12 protein-coding genes are annotated in these 14,084 nt (G+C 67.6%); 2 read left to right on the top strand and 10 right to left on the bottom strand.

Going from position 1 to position 14,084, the window contains the following annotated elements:
• The first annotated feature begins 3 nt into the window (after positions 1-3).
• Positions 4-1,440: a hypothetical protein gene (locus tag AC07NI_RS03410; protein WP_494616267.1), complete on the top strand. Its 1,437-nt coding sequence runs from the start codon at positions 4-6 to the stop codon at positions 1,438-1,440.
• Between the two features lie 70 nt (positions 1,441-1,510).
• On the opposite strand, the gene AC07NI_RS03405 is transcribed toward AC07NI_RS03410, so the two are convergent.
• The 10 genes from AC07NI_RS03405 to AC07NI_RS03360 all read right to left on the bottom strand — a co-directional run bounded on the left by AC07NI_RS03405 (position 1,511) and on the right by AC07NI_RS03360 (position 12,296).
• Positions 1,511-2,908, bottom strand: a complete 1,398-nt coding sequence (locus AC07NI_RS03405) for a serine hydrolase domain-containing protein (RefSeq protein ID WP_494616266.1) — start codon at positions 2,906-2,908, stop codon at positions 1,511-1,513.
• Positions 2,905-5,181 carry a DNA topoisomerase IV subunit A gene (gene parC, locus AC07NI_RS03400; protein WP_494616265.1) on the bottom strand — a complete coding sequence of 759 codons (2,277 nt, stop codon included), beginning with the start codon at positions 5,179-5,181 and terminating at the stop codon, positions 2,905-2,907. The genes AC07NI_RS03405 and parC overlap by 4 nt, the downstream gene beginning before the upstream one ends.
• Positions 5,182-5,241: 60 nt before the next feature.
• Entirely contained in the window at positions 5,242-6,828 is a 1,587-nt protein-coding gene (locus AC07NI_RS03395; protein WP_494616264.1) for an alkaline phosphatase D family protein, read from the bottom strand.
• A 55-nt stretch (positions 6,829-6,883) separates the two neighbouring features.
• On the bottom strand, positions 6,884-7,615 hold the full coding sequence (gene recO / locus AC07NI_RS03390) for a DNA repair protein RecO (RefSeq protein ID WP_494618238.1): 732 nt from the start codon (positions 7,613-7,615) through the stop codon (positions 6,884-6,886).
• Positions 7,616-7,617: 2 nt separating this feature from the next.
• Complete coding sequence (locus tag AC07NI_RS03385) at positions 7,618-8,469, bottom strand: arylamine N-acetyltransferase family protein (protein ID WP_494616263.1); 852 nt, start codon at positions 8,467-8,469, stop codon at positions 7,618-7,620.
• Positions 8,462-9,412 carry a GTPase Era gene (era, locus tag AC07NI_RS03380; RefSeq protein ID WP_494616262.1) on the bottom strand — a complete coding sequence of 317 codons (951 nt, stop codon included), beginning with the start codon at positions 9,410-9,412 and terminating at the stop codon, positions 8,462-8,464. The genes AC07NI_RS03385 and era overlap by 8 nt, the downstream gene beginning before the upstream one ends.
• Before the next feature lie 71 nt (positions 9,413-9,483).
• Positions 9,484-10,179: a ribonuclease III gene (gene rnc, locus AC07NI_RS03375; RefSeq protein WP_494616261.1), complete on the bottom strand. Its 696-nt coding sequence runs from the start codon at positions 10,177-10,179 to the stop codon at positions 9,484-9,486.
• Between the two features lie 9 nt (positions 10,180-10,188).
• Entirely contained in the window at positions 10,189-11,034 is an 846-nt protein-coding gene (gene lepB / locus AC07NI_RS03370; protein ID WP_494616260.1) for a signal peptidase I, read from the bottom strand.
• A gap of 105 nt (positions 11,035-11,139) precedes the next feature.
• Positions 11,140-11,541 (bottom strand): holo-ACP synthase, encoded by a 402-nt coding sequence (gene acpS / locus AC07NI_RS03365; protein WP_494616259.1) that lies wholly within the window; start codon positions 11,539-11,541, stop codon positions 11,140-11,142.
• Entirely contained in the window at positions 11,538-12,296 is a 759-nt protein-coding gene (locus AC07NI_RS03360; protein ID WP_494616258.1) for a pyridoxine 5'-phosphate synthase, read from the bottom strand. The genes acpS and AC07NI_RS03360 overlap by 4 nt, the downstream gene beginning before the upstream one ends.
• Positions 12,297-12,458: 162 nt before the next feature.
• Here AC07NI_RS03360 and AC07NI_RS03355 point away from each other — a divergent pair, with 162 nt between their 5' ends.
• Positions 12,459-14,084, top strand: a complete 1,626-nt coding sequence (locus AC07NI_RS03355; protein ID WP_494618236.1) for a M20 family metallopeptidase — start codon at positions 12,459-12,461, stop codon at positions 14,082-14,084.

Raw genomic sequence — 14,084 nt, 5'->3', positions numbered from 1 at the left:
GACATGGCCACACTCGACAATCTGACGACGATCTACCGCAACATCCACCGCCTGCCGACGGGCGTGGATCTTCCCGCTTCGGCCACGACCCAGCTGACCTTGATGGCGCAAGGCATCGACGCCGCGCGCGGCGGCATGGTCGGCGACCTCTGGAGCTATGCCAGCGCGGTGCAATGGATCCAGGACAGCGCCAAGGCCACGACCCAGGTGGCGGTGATGTCCTACGGCTTCCTGGCCAATATGAGCCTCGGCACGGCCGGGCTCGACTATCTGGTCTCGGCCAGCGGCCCTAACCCGAACAACCTGAACAGCGCCTATTACGCCCAGTTCGACACCACGAACCGCTACATCAATTTCGCGGTCAACCTGATCAAGAACGGCGAAGGCCGCGCCGACTTCATCGCCGCCTATGGCGAGAACGGCTCGCCGATCAACACCTTCCAGAAGACCTATTTCAAGCTGTTCGGCGTCGAGAAGACCCTGGACGAGGTCCTGGCCCTGTTCGCCGAGCCGGTGCCGGACGGCCATGGCGGGACCTATGGTCGCTTCGCCTATTTCGAGGCGATCGGCGGCGACGGCTCGTTCGGCATCGGCACGCGCGCGGCCATGGTCGGCTGGCTGATGGCGGTGGCGGTCCAAGAGAACAAGGGCCCGTATGTCGAGGCCATGCGCGCCTACCTGGCCGACGTCGGCGTGGACGGCAAGGTCTCGGCGGCGCCGTCGTTCCTGTCGCTGTATGGCCCTGGCGGCGACTACGCGCCGGGCGGCGGCAGCGATCCCGGCCTGCCGGGCGAGAAGGCTTCATACGCCCACGACTGGAACGTCGATGTCCGCCAATCGGGCGCGGCCGATGACACCCATGTCCTGGCCACCGACGGCAATGACGTCTTGAGGCCCGTGATCGCCGACCAGGGCGGCCTCGACGCCGGCCGCTACATCCGCACCGGCGGCGGCAACGACACCGTCTTCGCCGACAACGGCCCGATGCGCGGCCACATCGACACCGGGACCGGCAACGACATCGTCTTCGTCGAGCAGTTCGACGGCCGTATCACCACCGGCGCGGGCCACGACGACATCGACGTCGGCTCGTTCGGCCCTCTGCATCTGATCGGCGGCAAGGCGACCGACATCGCGGTCGTCGACGACTTCCAGAAGGGCTTCGACCTGATCGAGTTCGCGGCCGTGATCGGCGCCGGCCAGAAGCGTCAGATCGCCTTCGTCGCCACCGCCACCTTCGACGACGCCCTGACCGCCTATGCCGGCCTGACCGCCGCCAACAGCAACACGGTCTTCGAGTGGAACGGCGACACCTATGTCTTCCACCAGAACGGCGTGGCCGGACTGGACGGCGGCGATGGCCTGATCAAGCTGGCCGGCGTCACCGGCCTGACCGTCGGCAAGTTCAGCGAAGCCGCCGACATCCTGTTCGCGGCCTAGGAAATCAGCCCCCCAGGTCGTGACGGAGCTCCCCTCGCCGGACGGCGGGGGGGAGTTTTCTTTTGTGGACCTAGCGGGCCGCGGTCGTTTTGACAGGCGGTTTGGCCGGCTGCTGGCCCGGCGGCGCGGGCACGACCGGCGGCCGCTCGATGGCTTGGTAGACCAGGGCCCGCGACTGGGCGTCCAGGCCCGGCCCGACCCCGCCCAGACGCTGGATCATGCCGACGAAGAACAGGTCGTTGGCCGGGTCGATCCAGAACCAGGTGCCGGCGCTGCCGCCCCAGCTGACCGTGCCCGGCCCCACCGGCGCGCCCGAGGCGGCAGGATCGACGGCCACGGCCATGTCGATGCCGTAGCCCATGCCGGCCGCGAACGGGAACGGCTTGGGTCCGGGATTGAGCACGCCCGTCGTGCCGTTGGTCGTGACCACGAAACCGGCCGGCAGATGGTTCTGGGTCATCAGGGCCACGGTCTCGGGCTTGAGGATCCGCACGCCGTGCAAGGCGCCCTTGTTCAGGATCATCTGGGCGAAGCGGGCGAAGTCGCCGGCCGTCGAGACCAGCCCTCCCCCGCCCAGCGGCGCGGCCGGCGGCTTGCTGACGTCGCGCCACGCCCCTTCCATGGCCGGCACCAGCTTGCCCGTCGCCGGGTCGCCGTCATACAGCGCGGCCAGGCGCGGCTGCTTCTGCTCGGGCACGTAGAAGGCGGTGTCCTTCATCTTCAGCGGCGCGAAGATGTGCTCTTCCATGAAGATCGGCAGGGGCTCGCCCGACAGCCGCTCGACGATCGCGCCTTGGATGTCGGCCGCCACGCTGTAGCGCCACAGCTGCCCGGGCTCGGAGAACATCGGCAGGCCCGAGACCTTCTGGACCAGCTCGTTCAGCGACCCGGACTGCAGCACGCCGGCGCGGTAATAGGCCTGGTCGGCCGGGCTGTTGGGGTCGTCGGCGATGCCGTAGGCGAAGCCCGCCGTATGGGTCATCAGCTCGCGCATGGTCGGCGGTCGGGTGATCGGCGCCAGGATCGGTTGGCCGGCCGCGTCGACGCCCGTGGCGATCCGCAGGTTGGCGAACTCCGGCACGAACTTGCTGATCGGGTCGTCGAACTTCCACAGACCCTGCTCGTACAGGATCATCATGGCCACGCCGGTGATCGGCTTGGTCTCCGAGCGGATGCGGAAGATGGCGTTGAGCGGCATCGGCTCGCCGCCCAGGGCCTTGCGCCCGAAGGCCTTGGCGTGGATGACGCGGCCGTGGCGGGCCAGCAGCGTCACGCCGCCGGCGACCTGGCCGCGATCGACCATGGCCTGCATGTGCTCGTCGAGCTTCTTGAGCCGCTCGGCGCTGAAGCCCTGCTCTTCCGGCTTGCCCTTGGGCAGGGCGAGAGCCGGAGTCGTGGCGACGGCCGCGCAGCCGAACACGCCGGCCAGAAGGCCCAGCGCCCGACGTCGCAGCCGTCCCGTCATCATTTGGGCCGGAACCGCTTGTTGGTCGCGAAGCCCTTGGGCGCCAGCTTGCCGGCCCCGGCGCGGCGGCCGACCCATTCCTTCCACTCCGCCCAGTCGCGGCGGCGGCCGGCGGTGTCGATCCAGTAGGCCCCGGTCTCGGCGTTGAACGACAGGCCATCGCGCAGACCGCCCTCGCGGTAGGCCTGCAGCTTGACGCCCTTGCCGCGCGGCATTTCCGGCAGCTCTTCCAGCGGGAAGATCAAGATCTTGCCGTTGTCGCCGATCACCGCGAACTGGTCGCCCACGGCTTCCAGGCAGAAGGCCGCGCCAGCGGCGTCGACGTTCAGGACCTGCTTGCCAGCCTTGCGGTTGGCCAGCGCTTCTTCCTCGGGCATCAGGAAGCCGTAGCCCTGTTTCGAGGCCAGAATGCGTTTGCGGCCGGCCTTGAACGGGAAGACGTCGGCGATCTTCACCTTGTCGTCCAGCTCGATCATCATCCGCACTGGCTCGCCATGGCCCCGCGCGCTGGGAAGCTTGTCGCAGCCCAGCGTGAAGAAACGGCCGTCGCTGGAGAAGATCAGCAGCTTGTCGGTGGTCTCGGCCGGGACCAGGAAGCCGAGCTTGTCGCCTTCCTTGAACTTCAGCTCGGACGGATCCTCGATCTTGCCCTTGGCGGCGCGGATCCAGCCGCGCTCCGACAGGATGATCGTGATCGGCTCGCGGACGATCATCGCCTCGATGGCGGCGTCGGCGTCGACGATCGGCGCGTCGGCGAAGATCGAGCGGCCGTTGACGCCCGTCGGGCGGGTCTTGTCCCACGGATGCTTGATCTTCAGGAGCGTGGCGCGGACCTCGGCCAGGCCCTTGCCGACCAGCTTCCACTGCTTGGCGTCGCTGGCCAGCATGGCCAGGATGCCGTCACGTTCTTCGACCAGCTCGGCGTGCTCGCGGCGGATTTCCATCTCTTCCAGCTTGGCCAGTTGGCGCAGGCGGGTGTTGAGGATGGCGTCGGCCTGGATGTCCGAGAGCCCGAAGGTCTCGATCAGCTTTTCCTTCGGCTTGTCCTCGTAGCGGACGATCCGGATGACCTCGTCGAGGTTCAGATAGGCGATCAGCAGGCCGTCCAGGATGTGCAGACGGGCTTCGATCTTGGCCAGGCGGTGACGGGCCCGGCGGGTCAGCACTTCGCGGCGGTGGGCCAGGAAGGCCATCAGGGCCTGCTTGATGCCCATGACGCCCGGCGTGCCGCGCGCGTCCAGCACGTTGATATTGACCGGGAAGCGGCTTTCCAACGCCGAGAGCTTGAACAGGCTCTCCATCAGCACTTCGGGCTCGACGTTCTTGGACTTGGGCTCGAGGACCAGACGGATGTCCTCGGCGCTCTCGTCGCGGACGTCGCCCAGCAGGGCGGCCTTCTTGCTGTCGATCAGGTCGGCCAGCTGCTCGACCAGATCGGACTTCTTCACCTGGTACGGGATCTCGGTGACGACGATCTGGTACGTGCCCCGACCGGTGTCTTCCTTCTCCCACTTGGCGCGGATGCGCACGCCGCCGCGACCGGTCTCGTAGGTCTCGAGAATGCTGGCGCGCGGCTCGACGATGACGCCGCCGGTCGGGAAGTCCGGACCCGGCACCTTCTCCATCAGCTCTTCGGTCGTCGCGTCGGGATTGGTCAGCAGCAGCTGGCAGGCGTCGATCAGCTCGGCCGGGTTGTGCGGCGGGATCGAGGTGGCCATGCCAACCGCGATGCCCGACGAGCCGTTGGCCAGCAGGTTCGGGAAGCCCGACGGCAGGACCAGCGGCTCCTCGTCCTGGCCGTCATAGGTCGGCTTGAAGTCGACCGCGTCCTCGTCGATGCCGTCCAGCAGAAGCGTCGCCGCTTCCGTCATCTTGCACTCGGTGTAACGCATGGCCGCGGCGTTATCGCCGTCGATATTGCCGAAGTTGCCCTGCCCCTCGACCAGCGGCACGCGCTGGGAGAAGTCCTGGGCCAGGCGCACCAGGGCGTCGTAGATCGACTGGTCGCCGTGCGGGTGGAAGTTACCCATGACCTCGCCGACCACCTTGGCGCACTTGCGCGCGGCGGCCTCGGGGTTCAGGCGCATGTTGCTCATCGCGTACAGGACGCGACGGTGCACGGGCTTGAGACCATCGCGAACGTCGGGCAGAGCCCGCGAGCCGATGGTCGACAGCGCATAGGCCAGATAGCGCCGCGACAGGGCTTCCGTCAGCGGCTCGTCGAGGATGCGGTCACCGTCGTCGGGACCGCCGGGGGGCAGGACAGGCTTGTTCATCGAGGGGATTCGTACTCCGGGCTACGACCCTAGCAGAAATCCCCCCGATGATTCGACGGCTTAGACCTGAACGATCCCCGGTTTTCCGGCTTCCAGCGCCCACTTCGCCCGCGTCGACAGCTTCCCGTCGCGCCGGGTGACCGCGTCCAGCACCTTGAACTCGGTGACGAAGGCCTTCGGGGTCACGTCGCAGATCGCGTAGCCGCGCTGGTTGTTGTTGAACTTCAGGATCGGGCTGGCGGCCTGGATCTTCTTGAAGTCGTCGCGCTGGTCGTTGCCGTCGCCGCCCGAGCTGATCGAGGTCACGACGAATTCCGAGGCGATCGGCGCGCCCTCGGCCTTGGCGCCGTCGACATAGAGCTCGCCGGCGTAGTTCTGGTGCTCGTCGCCGGTCAGGACGACAACGTTGCCGACCTTGGCGTCCTTGATCTTCTGGAGGAGACGGCCGCGCGGGATGCGATAGCCGGCCCAGCTGTCGGGATTGACCACCACGCCCGGGCCCGGATCGCGATCCAGGTCCATCATCATCACCTGCTGGGCGATGATGTTCCACGTCGACTTGCCGCCGGTCAGGCCCTCCATCAGCCACTTCTCCTGCTTGGCCCCGATGACCTCGGCCTGCGGCGCGTTGATGGCGTCGCACCAGGTCTGCTTGTCGTTGCAGGGCTGGTCGGTGCGGAACTGGCGGGTGTCCAGCAGGTTGAGGTTCAGCAGCTGGCCGTAGGCGGCGCGGCGATAGATCTGGATCGACGTGCCGACCGGGAAGCTCGAGGCCCGCAGCGGCATGTTCTCGTAATAGGCCTGAGCGGCGGCCTGGCGGCGCAGGTTGAACAGCTTCGGATCAGTGCCGTCCTGGTCCATGTCCGACACCCAGTTGTTGTCGGTCTCGTGGTCGTCCCAGACCGCGAACCACGGCGCGGCGGCGTGGGCGGCCTGCAGGTCGGTGTCCATCTTGTACTGGGCGTAGCGGCGACGGTAGTCGTCCAGCGCGTAGATCTCGCTGCCGAAGTGCTGGCGGACGTTCTCGACCGGGCCATTCGGACCATTGCCGGTGCGATTGCCGCGGCCTTCATAGATGTAGTCGCCGTAGCAGAAGACGAAGTCGGGATTGTCCTCGGCCAGGCGGCGATAGGCCGTGTAGTAGCCGGCCTCGTAGTGCTGGCAGCCGGCGACGGCGAAGCGGACGCGGTCCAGGGCCGCGCCCAGGGCTGGGGTGGTGCGGGCGCGGCCGGTGATGCTGCGCTCCTTGCCGGCGGTGAAGCGGTACCAGTAGTCGCGGTTCGGCAGCAGGCCGCCGACCTCGACGTGGACGGCGTGGCCCAGTTCCGGCGGGGCCACGGTCGTGCCCTTGGCGACGATGTTGCGCATGCCCGGCTGGTCGGAGACTTCCCAGTCGACGGCGACCGGGGCCATCGGCATGCCGTAGCCGATCTCGAACGGCTCGGGGGCCAGGCGGGTCCAGATCACGAAGCCATCCGGAGCCGGATCGCCCGAGGCCACGCCCAGCTGGAACGGATAGGTCCGGAATACGGCCTGGGCCAGGGCCTGGCCGCCGACCAGCGGGATCGACAGCGCGGTGGCGGCCGTGGCGCCGAAGGCGGTCAGCAGGCGGCGGCGGCTGAGGGCGTAGCGGTCGAGGACGGACATGCGCGGAACTCCGGGAAACTGAAGCTCCGCCGATAGCTCGGGTTTGTGACGGTTCTTAAAGCCGCCCCGCCTCGGTCAACCGATCCAGCAGCCACATGCGCGGCGCGGGCAGCGGTCGGTTCAGCGGGCCGAACACGAACTGTTCGAGAAAGTGGCCGGTGATGTCCAAGCCGGCCTTCACGTCGCCCTCGGCCAGACCGCCTTGGGCCGACAGCAGGAACGGCGGCAGCGGCAAGAGCTTGTCGTGATACGGCTTGCCCGCCCCCCGGCTGACGGCGCGGCCGGTGCGCGGGCTGACATAGACGAGGTCGTCGAAACTGCCGGTGGCGGCGCACTTGGAGAGGTCCAGGCCAAAGCCCAGTTCCTGCAAGAGGCCGGCCTCGTAGCGGACATAGACGGCCGGCCAGATGTCGGGGATTTCCAGAACGCGGATCAGGGCTTCCAGCGCATGGAAGGCGCCGGGATGGGCCTCGCGTTCCGGCAAGGCCAAGGCGGCGACCGCGGCGGCGGACGATAGCCCGGCCAGGGCCAGGCGATCGTCGAACAGCGCCGAAGGCCCCTCGCCCATCGGCTCCAGGGTCGCCGAGCCCAGCTGGCCCTCGACCTTGGCGCGGTAGCGGGCGATGACCCGCGCGCCCGGTTGCAGGAACGGCTTCATCCGCCGCGAGGCCGCGCCGGCCACGTGGGCGGCGAACTTGCCGCGATCCTGGGTCAGCAGCTCGACGATGGCCCCCGTCTCGCCGTGCGAGCGGGCCGAGAGGACGTAGGCTTCGTCCTCCCATTCCATGCTCATGAAGGCGTACCCCAGGCCACGACCTTGTCCAGCACCGGCTTCCAGTCCGCTTCGACCGGCAGGCCGATGACGTCGCGCAAGGTCGCTTCCAGCTCGTCGGCCGAGAGGTCGCGCTGCTCGACCACCGCGCCGGTGACGTCGCGATGGGTGAAGCGGTTGTTCTTCAGGGCGTAGCGGGCGGTCGGCGTTGTGCGGCCGACCGTCATGCTCCAGGTGAAGTGCGAGCTGGGGTGCGTGTAGGTGAAGAAATTGGCCTGCTCGTAGTCCACAGCGGCCCAACCGCCCTTCGACACTTGGTAGAGCGTCGCCCACTTGCCCGAGAGGTCGGCCTGCACCTGACGCTCGGCCACGCCGTCCGTCTGGGTGTCGAGGATGCGGAACTTGCCGTGCGGTGTGTCCTGGACCTCGTCGGAGAACAGCCGCAGCGGACCGGTCAGCACGCAGCCGCCGAAGCCGCTGTCGGCCAGCCAGGTCTCGCCATCAATCGAAACGCCCAACACCTGGTGCGAACGTGGACGCGGCGGCGCGCCTTCCGGGGCCATCCACAGCACGCGGGCCATCAGGCCCTCGACCTGGAAGCCCAGGGCGGTCAGCACACGCTTCAAGAGGCCGTTCTGCTCGTAGCAGTAGCCGCCCCGTCCGGCGCCGATCAGCTTGGCGTCGACATCGGCCGGGACGATGCTGATGCCCCGCCCCAGCAGGACGTCGAAGTTCTCGAACGGGATGGCGTCGGGGTGCTTCAGCGTGATGGCGCGCAGCACCGCCAAGGTCGGCTCGCGGGGGCCGTCGTAACCGATCCGCGCGAAATAGGCGTCCAGGTCCACGGCCGCCGCGGGCGCATCAAACATCGAAATCCAGTCCGATATCGCTGAACAGACCGCGCTCCTCGGCCCAGTTCTCCTTGACCTTCACGTGAAGGAACAGGTGAACCTTGCGGTCGAGGATGTCGCACAGCTCTTCACGTGAGGCCTGGCCGATCCATTTCAAGGTCTGGCCGCCCTTGCCGATCACGATGATCCGCTGGCCTTCGCGCTCGACGAAGATGGTCTGTTCGATGCGAACGCTGCCGTCCTTGCGCTCCTCGAAGGCGGTCGTCTCCACGCTGGCCGCGTAGGGCAGCTCTTCGTGGACGCGCAGATAGACCTTCTCGCGGGTGATCTCGGCGGCCAGCAGGCGGGCCGGCAGGTCGGCGGTCTGGTCTTCCGGATAGAGCCAGGGGCTCTCCGGCATCAGGGTCACCAGCTTGGCGGTCAGGTCCTCGACGCCCGCGCCGGTCGCGGCGCTGATCATGAAGACGTCGGTGTAGACGCCCTGGTCGAAGAAGTCCTTGGCGATGGCCAGCAGGGTGTCGCGCTTGACGCCGTCGATCTTGTTCAGGGCCAGGATGACCTTGCGATCGGCGGCCTTCAGGCCCTCGATGATGGTCTGGACGTCCTGAGCCGAGCGGAACTCGCCCGGCGTGGCCTTGTCGGCGCGGCTGGACAGCTCGGCCTGCACGTCGACCAGGTGGACGGTGGCCTCGGCGTCTTCCGAACCGGCCCAGGCCGAGCGGACCATGGCGCGGTCCAGGCGACGGCGCGGGCTGAAGATCCCGGGGGTGTCGACGAGCACGATCTGCGTATCGCCCTCGATGGCGACGCCGCGCACGGGGAAGCGGGTGGTCTGGACCTTCTGGGTCACGATCGAGACCTTGGCCCCGACCATGCGGTTGACCAGGGTGGACTTGCCGGCGTTCGGAGCGCCGATGATGGCGGCGAAGCCGGCCTTAGTTTGGGAGGTGGTTTCAGTCATTGCGCGTGCGTGTAGCACAGCAGGGGCGGAATTCCTCCCCCTGAGGATTAAACGCCTGACCAGCGTGCGCCCTACTCCGCGCCTTCGCGTTCCAGCAGGGCTTTCGCGGCGGCCTTTTCGGCTTCCTGGCGGGACTTGCCCTTGGCGATGGCCGGGTCGACGCCCTTCACGGCCACTTCCACGGTGAACACCGGCGCGTGGTCGGGGCCGGTGCGGTCGAGCACGCGGTAGGTCGGCAGCGGCCTGCCCTTGCCTTGAGCCCATTCCTGCAGCGCGGTCTTGGGGTCGCGCGGACGGCCCTCGCCTGCGCGGTCGAACTCGTCGGCCCACAGCAGCAGGAAGACCTTGCGCGCCGCATCCAGACCACCGTCCTGGTACAGCGCCGCCATCAGCGCTTCGGTCGCGCCGGCCAGGATCGAGTCGGTCTCGCGGCCGCCGATCTTGCTGGACGAGGCCGACAGGCGCAGGGCCGGGCCGAGCTCGGCCAGGCGGGCGACGCGGGCGCAGGTTTCGCGGCTGACGATGGCGTTCAGGCGCGGGGCCAGTTCGCCTTCCTTGGCCTTCGGATACCGATCGGCCAAAGCCTCGGCGGCCAGCAGGCCCAGCACGCGGTCGCCGATGAACTCCAGGACCTCGTTGTCGCGGACCTTCTTGGCCCCGTCCCCGACGCTGGCGTGCGTCAGGGCGCGTTCGAGCAGTTCGCGGTCCTTGAAGCTATGGCCGATCCGGCGCTCAAGGTCGCCGACGGCGGCGACCCGTCTATCCATTTGCGGCGATCACTTCAGCACGTGGAAGAAGCGGCTGGGACGGGCGTTCAGGAACCACGTCCACGGCTTGAACAGGCTGGCCTCGGCGTTCCACGACAACAGGATGATCTGGGCGCGGCCGACCAGGTTCTCGGCGGGCACGAAGCCGACGCCGACCTCGTCACCGATATATTGATCCAGCTCGTAGTCCCACTTGCAGGTCGCTTCCTTGTACGGCGAGACGCCCGGATCGAAGCGGCTGTCGGCCGAGTTGTCGCGGTTGTCGCCCATGAAGAAGTAGCAGCCGGCCGGCACGGTGTAGACGCCGGTGTTGTCGCCACGGCTGTCGGGACCGAAGTCCTGGGTGTTGTACTGGCGGCCTTCCGGGTTGGTTTCCTGGAAGCGCTGGACCTGCTGGGTGAAGCCGTAGCCGGTGTCGACCAGGGCCGGGGCCTGCTCCTTGCGCGGCAGGGCCTTGCCATTGATGAACACCTGACCGCCACGGATCTGGACCTTGTCGCCCGGCATGCCGATCAGGCGCTTGATGTAGTCAGTGCGGTTGTCGCGCGGTAGCTTGAACACGATGATGTCGCCGCGCGTCGGCGCATGGCCCAGGATCCGGCCCTTGATGATCGGCGGGCTGAACGGGATCGAGTGCTTGCTCCAGCCGTAGCTGAACTTCGACACGATGATGTAGTCGCCCTGATAGAGGTTGGGCTCCATCGAGGCCGACGGGATCGTGAAGGGCTGGAACAGCAGGACCCGCAGCACCAGGGCGATGCCCAGGGCGTAGGCGACGGTCTTGATGATCTCGATGAACTCGGCGACGGCGCCCTTCTCTTCGGGCGGCGTGATGTCGTCGGCGGCGTCGGTCATGCGGGCGCTGAGCTCTTCGAAGATGGTTCGGCCTTGCTAGACGGGCTTGGCCCGGCGAGCAAGTGCGGCGCGTTAGCTTGGCTTTGAGGCGAGGTTTGGGCGCCCTCAGGCCTTCGGCAGCGCTTCGATGATCACGAAGGCCTGGGCGTAGGGGTGATCGTCGGTCAGGGACAGGTGGATCACCGCCTCCATGCCCTCGGGGGTCATGGACTTCAGCTGCTCCAGCGCCCCGCCGGTCAGGGCCATGGTCGGCTTGCCCGACGGCAGATTGACCACGCCCATGCCGGCCAGATGCACGCCGCGCTTCAGACCCGTGCCCAAGGCCTTCGAGCAGGCCTCCTTGGCGGCGAAGCGCTTGGCGTAGCTGGAGGCGCGGTCGGGTTTGCGCTCGGACCGCTTGCGCTCAATCTCGGTGAAGACCTTGTTGGTGAAGCGGTCGCCGAAGCGCTCCAGCGACTTCTCGATACGGCGGATGTCGCAGAGGTCCGAGCCGATGCCGATGATCACGCCGCTTGCTCCAGGCGGGCGGCGTCCATCAGCAGGCGCATGCGTTGAATCGCTTGGGGAAGTCCGACGAAGATCGCCTCGCCAATGAGGAAGTGGCCGATGTTCAGCTCGGCGATCTCGGGGATGGCGGCGATCGGCTTGACGGTGGCGTAGTCGATGCCGTGGCCGGCGTGGACTTCCAGGCCAAGGCTGGCGGCCAGGGCCGCGCCCTTCTTGAGGCGTTCGAGGATGGCCTCGGCGCGCTCGAGGTGGCCCTCGCGATAGGCGTCGCAATAGGCGCCGGTGTGCAGCTCGACCACCTGGGCGCCGACGGCGGCCGAGGCGCGGATCTGGTCGGGATCGGCCTCGATGAACAGCGACACCCGCGCGCCGACCGTGCGAAGACGGCCGGTGGCGTCGGCGATGCGGTTCTGACCCTTGACCACGTCGAGGCCGCCTTCGGTGGTCACCTCCTCCCGACGCTCGGGGACCAGGCAGGCGGCGTGCGGCTTGGCGCCCAGGGCGATGCCGACCATCTCGTCGGTGACGGCCATCTCGAAGTTCAGCGGCTTGCCGCGCTTGTGGCAGAGGTCGGTCAACACGGCGATGTCGGCGTCGCTGATGTGGCGGCGATCCTCGCGCAGGTGGGCGGTGATGCCGTCGGCGCCGGCGGCCAGGGCCAGCTCCGCCGCCCGCACGGGCTCGGGATAGGACGACCCACGCGCGTTCCGGATCGTGGCCACGTGGTCGATATTGACGCCCAGTCGCAAGCTCATCCGCTCTTCCCGTCGAAACCCATAAAGACTCGGCTGGAATCTATAGGCCCAGCCGCTGCCTGTGCAGGTGGGAATTTCGCGGGCCGGCGCCAGTGCGGACGCATGGACAAAGCTTCGCGGACGGCTAATCGTATACGCATTGACCTTGGGAGGGGCGTGATGATTTCGAACAAGACCTGGCTCGCGGCGACCGCGGGCGTGTTGGTGATGACCTTGGCCAGCGGTGCGGACGCCGCCGACGTCTCGGCGAGCAAGCTCAAGGCCCTGAAGGCAGAAGCCGTGGCCGGCGTGGAGAGCCGGACCAAGCTGGCCCAGGTGATGAACGACGAGATCTTCTCGTTCGGCGAGCTGGGCTTCCAGGAGGTCGAGACCTCGGCCTACATCACCAAGGTGCTGGAGCAGAACGGCTTCACCATCCAGCGCGGCGTCTCAGGGATTCCCACCGCCTGGACGGCGACCTGGATCCACGGAACCGGCGGCCCGACCATCGCCCTGGGCAGCGACATCGACTGCATCCCCAAGGCCTCGCAGAAGCCGGGCGTGCCCTGGCACGATCCGATCGTCCCCGGCGCCCCGGGTCACGGCGAGGGTCACAACTCCGGCCAGGCCCTGAACGTCGTCGCCGCCCTGGCGGTCAAGGACGTGATGACCAAGCAGAACATCGCCGGCACGCTGGTCCTGTGGCCCGGCGTCGCCGAGGAACTGGTGGCCGGCAAAGCCTACATGGTCCGCGACGGCGTGTTCAAAGGCATCGACGCCACCATCTTCACCCACGTCGGCTCGAACCTGCAGACCGCCTGGGGCCAGCCGTCGGGCACGGGCCTCGTGTCCATCAAGTACAATTTCCATGGCGAGTCCGCCCACTCGGCCGGCGCGCCCTGGCGTGGCCGCAGCGCCCTGGACGCCGTCGAGCTGATGGACATGGGCTGGAACATGCGCCGCGAGCACCTGCGGCCCGAGCAGCGCTCGCACTCGGTGATCACCGACGGCGGCGACCAGCCCAACGTCGTGCCGTCGGAAGCCACCGTCTGGTACTATTTCCGCGAACAGACCTTCGACGCCATCAAGAAGAACTGGGACATCGGCAACAAGATCGCCAAGGCGGCGGCCGACATGACCGACACCAAGATGGACTACGCCATCGTCGGCACCGCCGCCCCGCGTCACTTCAACAAGCCGATGGCCGAGGCGGCGCAGAAGAACATCGACCTCGTGGGCCTGCCCAAGTGGACCGACGACGAGCAGGCCTTCGCCAAGGCGGTGCAGAAGAACGTCGGCTCGACCAAGCAGGAAGGCCTCGACGTCAAGCTGAAGGGCCTCAAGCCGCCGGAAGAGAAGCCGGAAAGCGGCGGCTCGGACGACATCGGCGACATCTCGTGGATCATGCCCACGATCACCGTGAACTATCCGTCGAACATCCCCGACCTACCGGGGCACCACTGGGCCAACGCCATCTCGATGGCCACGCCGATCGCCCACAAGGGCGTGGTGGCCGGCTCGAAGGTGGTGGCTATGACGGCGCTGGATCTGCTGACCCAGCCGAAGCTGCTGGCCGAGGCCAAGACCTACTTCACCGACGTCCAGACCAAGACGCAGAAGTACGTGCCGATGCTGGCGGCCACGGACAAGCCGCAGACGAGCATCAACGCCAACATCATGGCGACCTTCCGGCCCGAGATGAAGAAGTACTACTACGACCCCGACAAGTACGGGACCTATCTGGAGCAGCTGGGCATCGCCTGGCCGGTCAAGCAGCTGACGCCGCCGCCGGCCAAGGCCGCTGACTAA

The organism is Caulobacter sp. GW821-FHT10E02 (genome assembly GCF_059415225.1).
This window is presented reverse-complemented; position numbering and strand designations above follow the sequence as displayed.

Excerpts from the sequence above, each read along its gene's own strand:
- rnc (WP_494616261.1), bottom strand. The coding sequence starts at position 10,179 with ATGGATAGACGGGTCGCCGCCGTCGGCGACCTTGAGCGCCGGATCGGC.
- AC07NI_RS03405 (WP_494616266.1), bottom strand. The coding sequence starts at position 2,908 with ATGATGACGGGACGGCTGCGACGTCGGGCGCTGGGCCTTCTGGCCGGC.
- AC07NI_RS03360 (WP_494616258.1), bottom strand. The coding sequence starts at position 12,296 with ATGAGCTTGCGACTGGGCGTCAATATCGACCACGTGGCCACGATCCGG.
- AC07NI_RS03395 (WP_494616264.1), bottom strand. The coding sequence starts at position 6,828 with ATGTCCGTCCTCGACCGCTACGCCCTCAGCCGCCGCCGCCTGCTGACC.
- era (WP_494616262.1), bottom strand. The coding sequence starts at position 9,412 with ATGACTGAAACCACCTCCCAAACTAAGGCCGGCTTCGCCGCCATCATC.
- lepB (WP_494616260.1), bottom strand. The coding sequence starts at position 11,034 with ATGACCGACGCCGCCGACGACATCACGCCGCCCGAAGAGAAGGGCGCC.
- AC07NI_RS03385 (WP_494616263.1), bottom strand. The coding sequence starts at position 8,469 with ATGTTTGATGCGCCCGCGGCGGCCGTGGACCTGGACGCCTATTTCGCG.
- recO (WP_494618238.1), bottom strand. The coding sequence starts at position 7,615 with ATGGAATGGGAGGACGAAGCCTACGTCCTCTCGGCCCGCTCGCACGGC.
- parC (WP_494616265.1), bottom strand. The coding sequence starts at position 5,181 with ATGAACAAGCCTGTCCTGCCCCCCGGCGGTCCCGACGACGGTGACCGC.
- AC07NI_RS03410 (WP_494616267.1), top strand. The coding sequence starts at position 4 with ATGGCCACACTCGACAATCTGACGACGATCTACCGCAACATCCACCGC.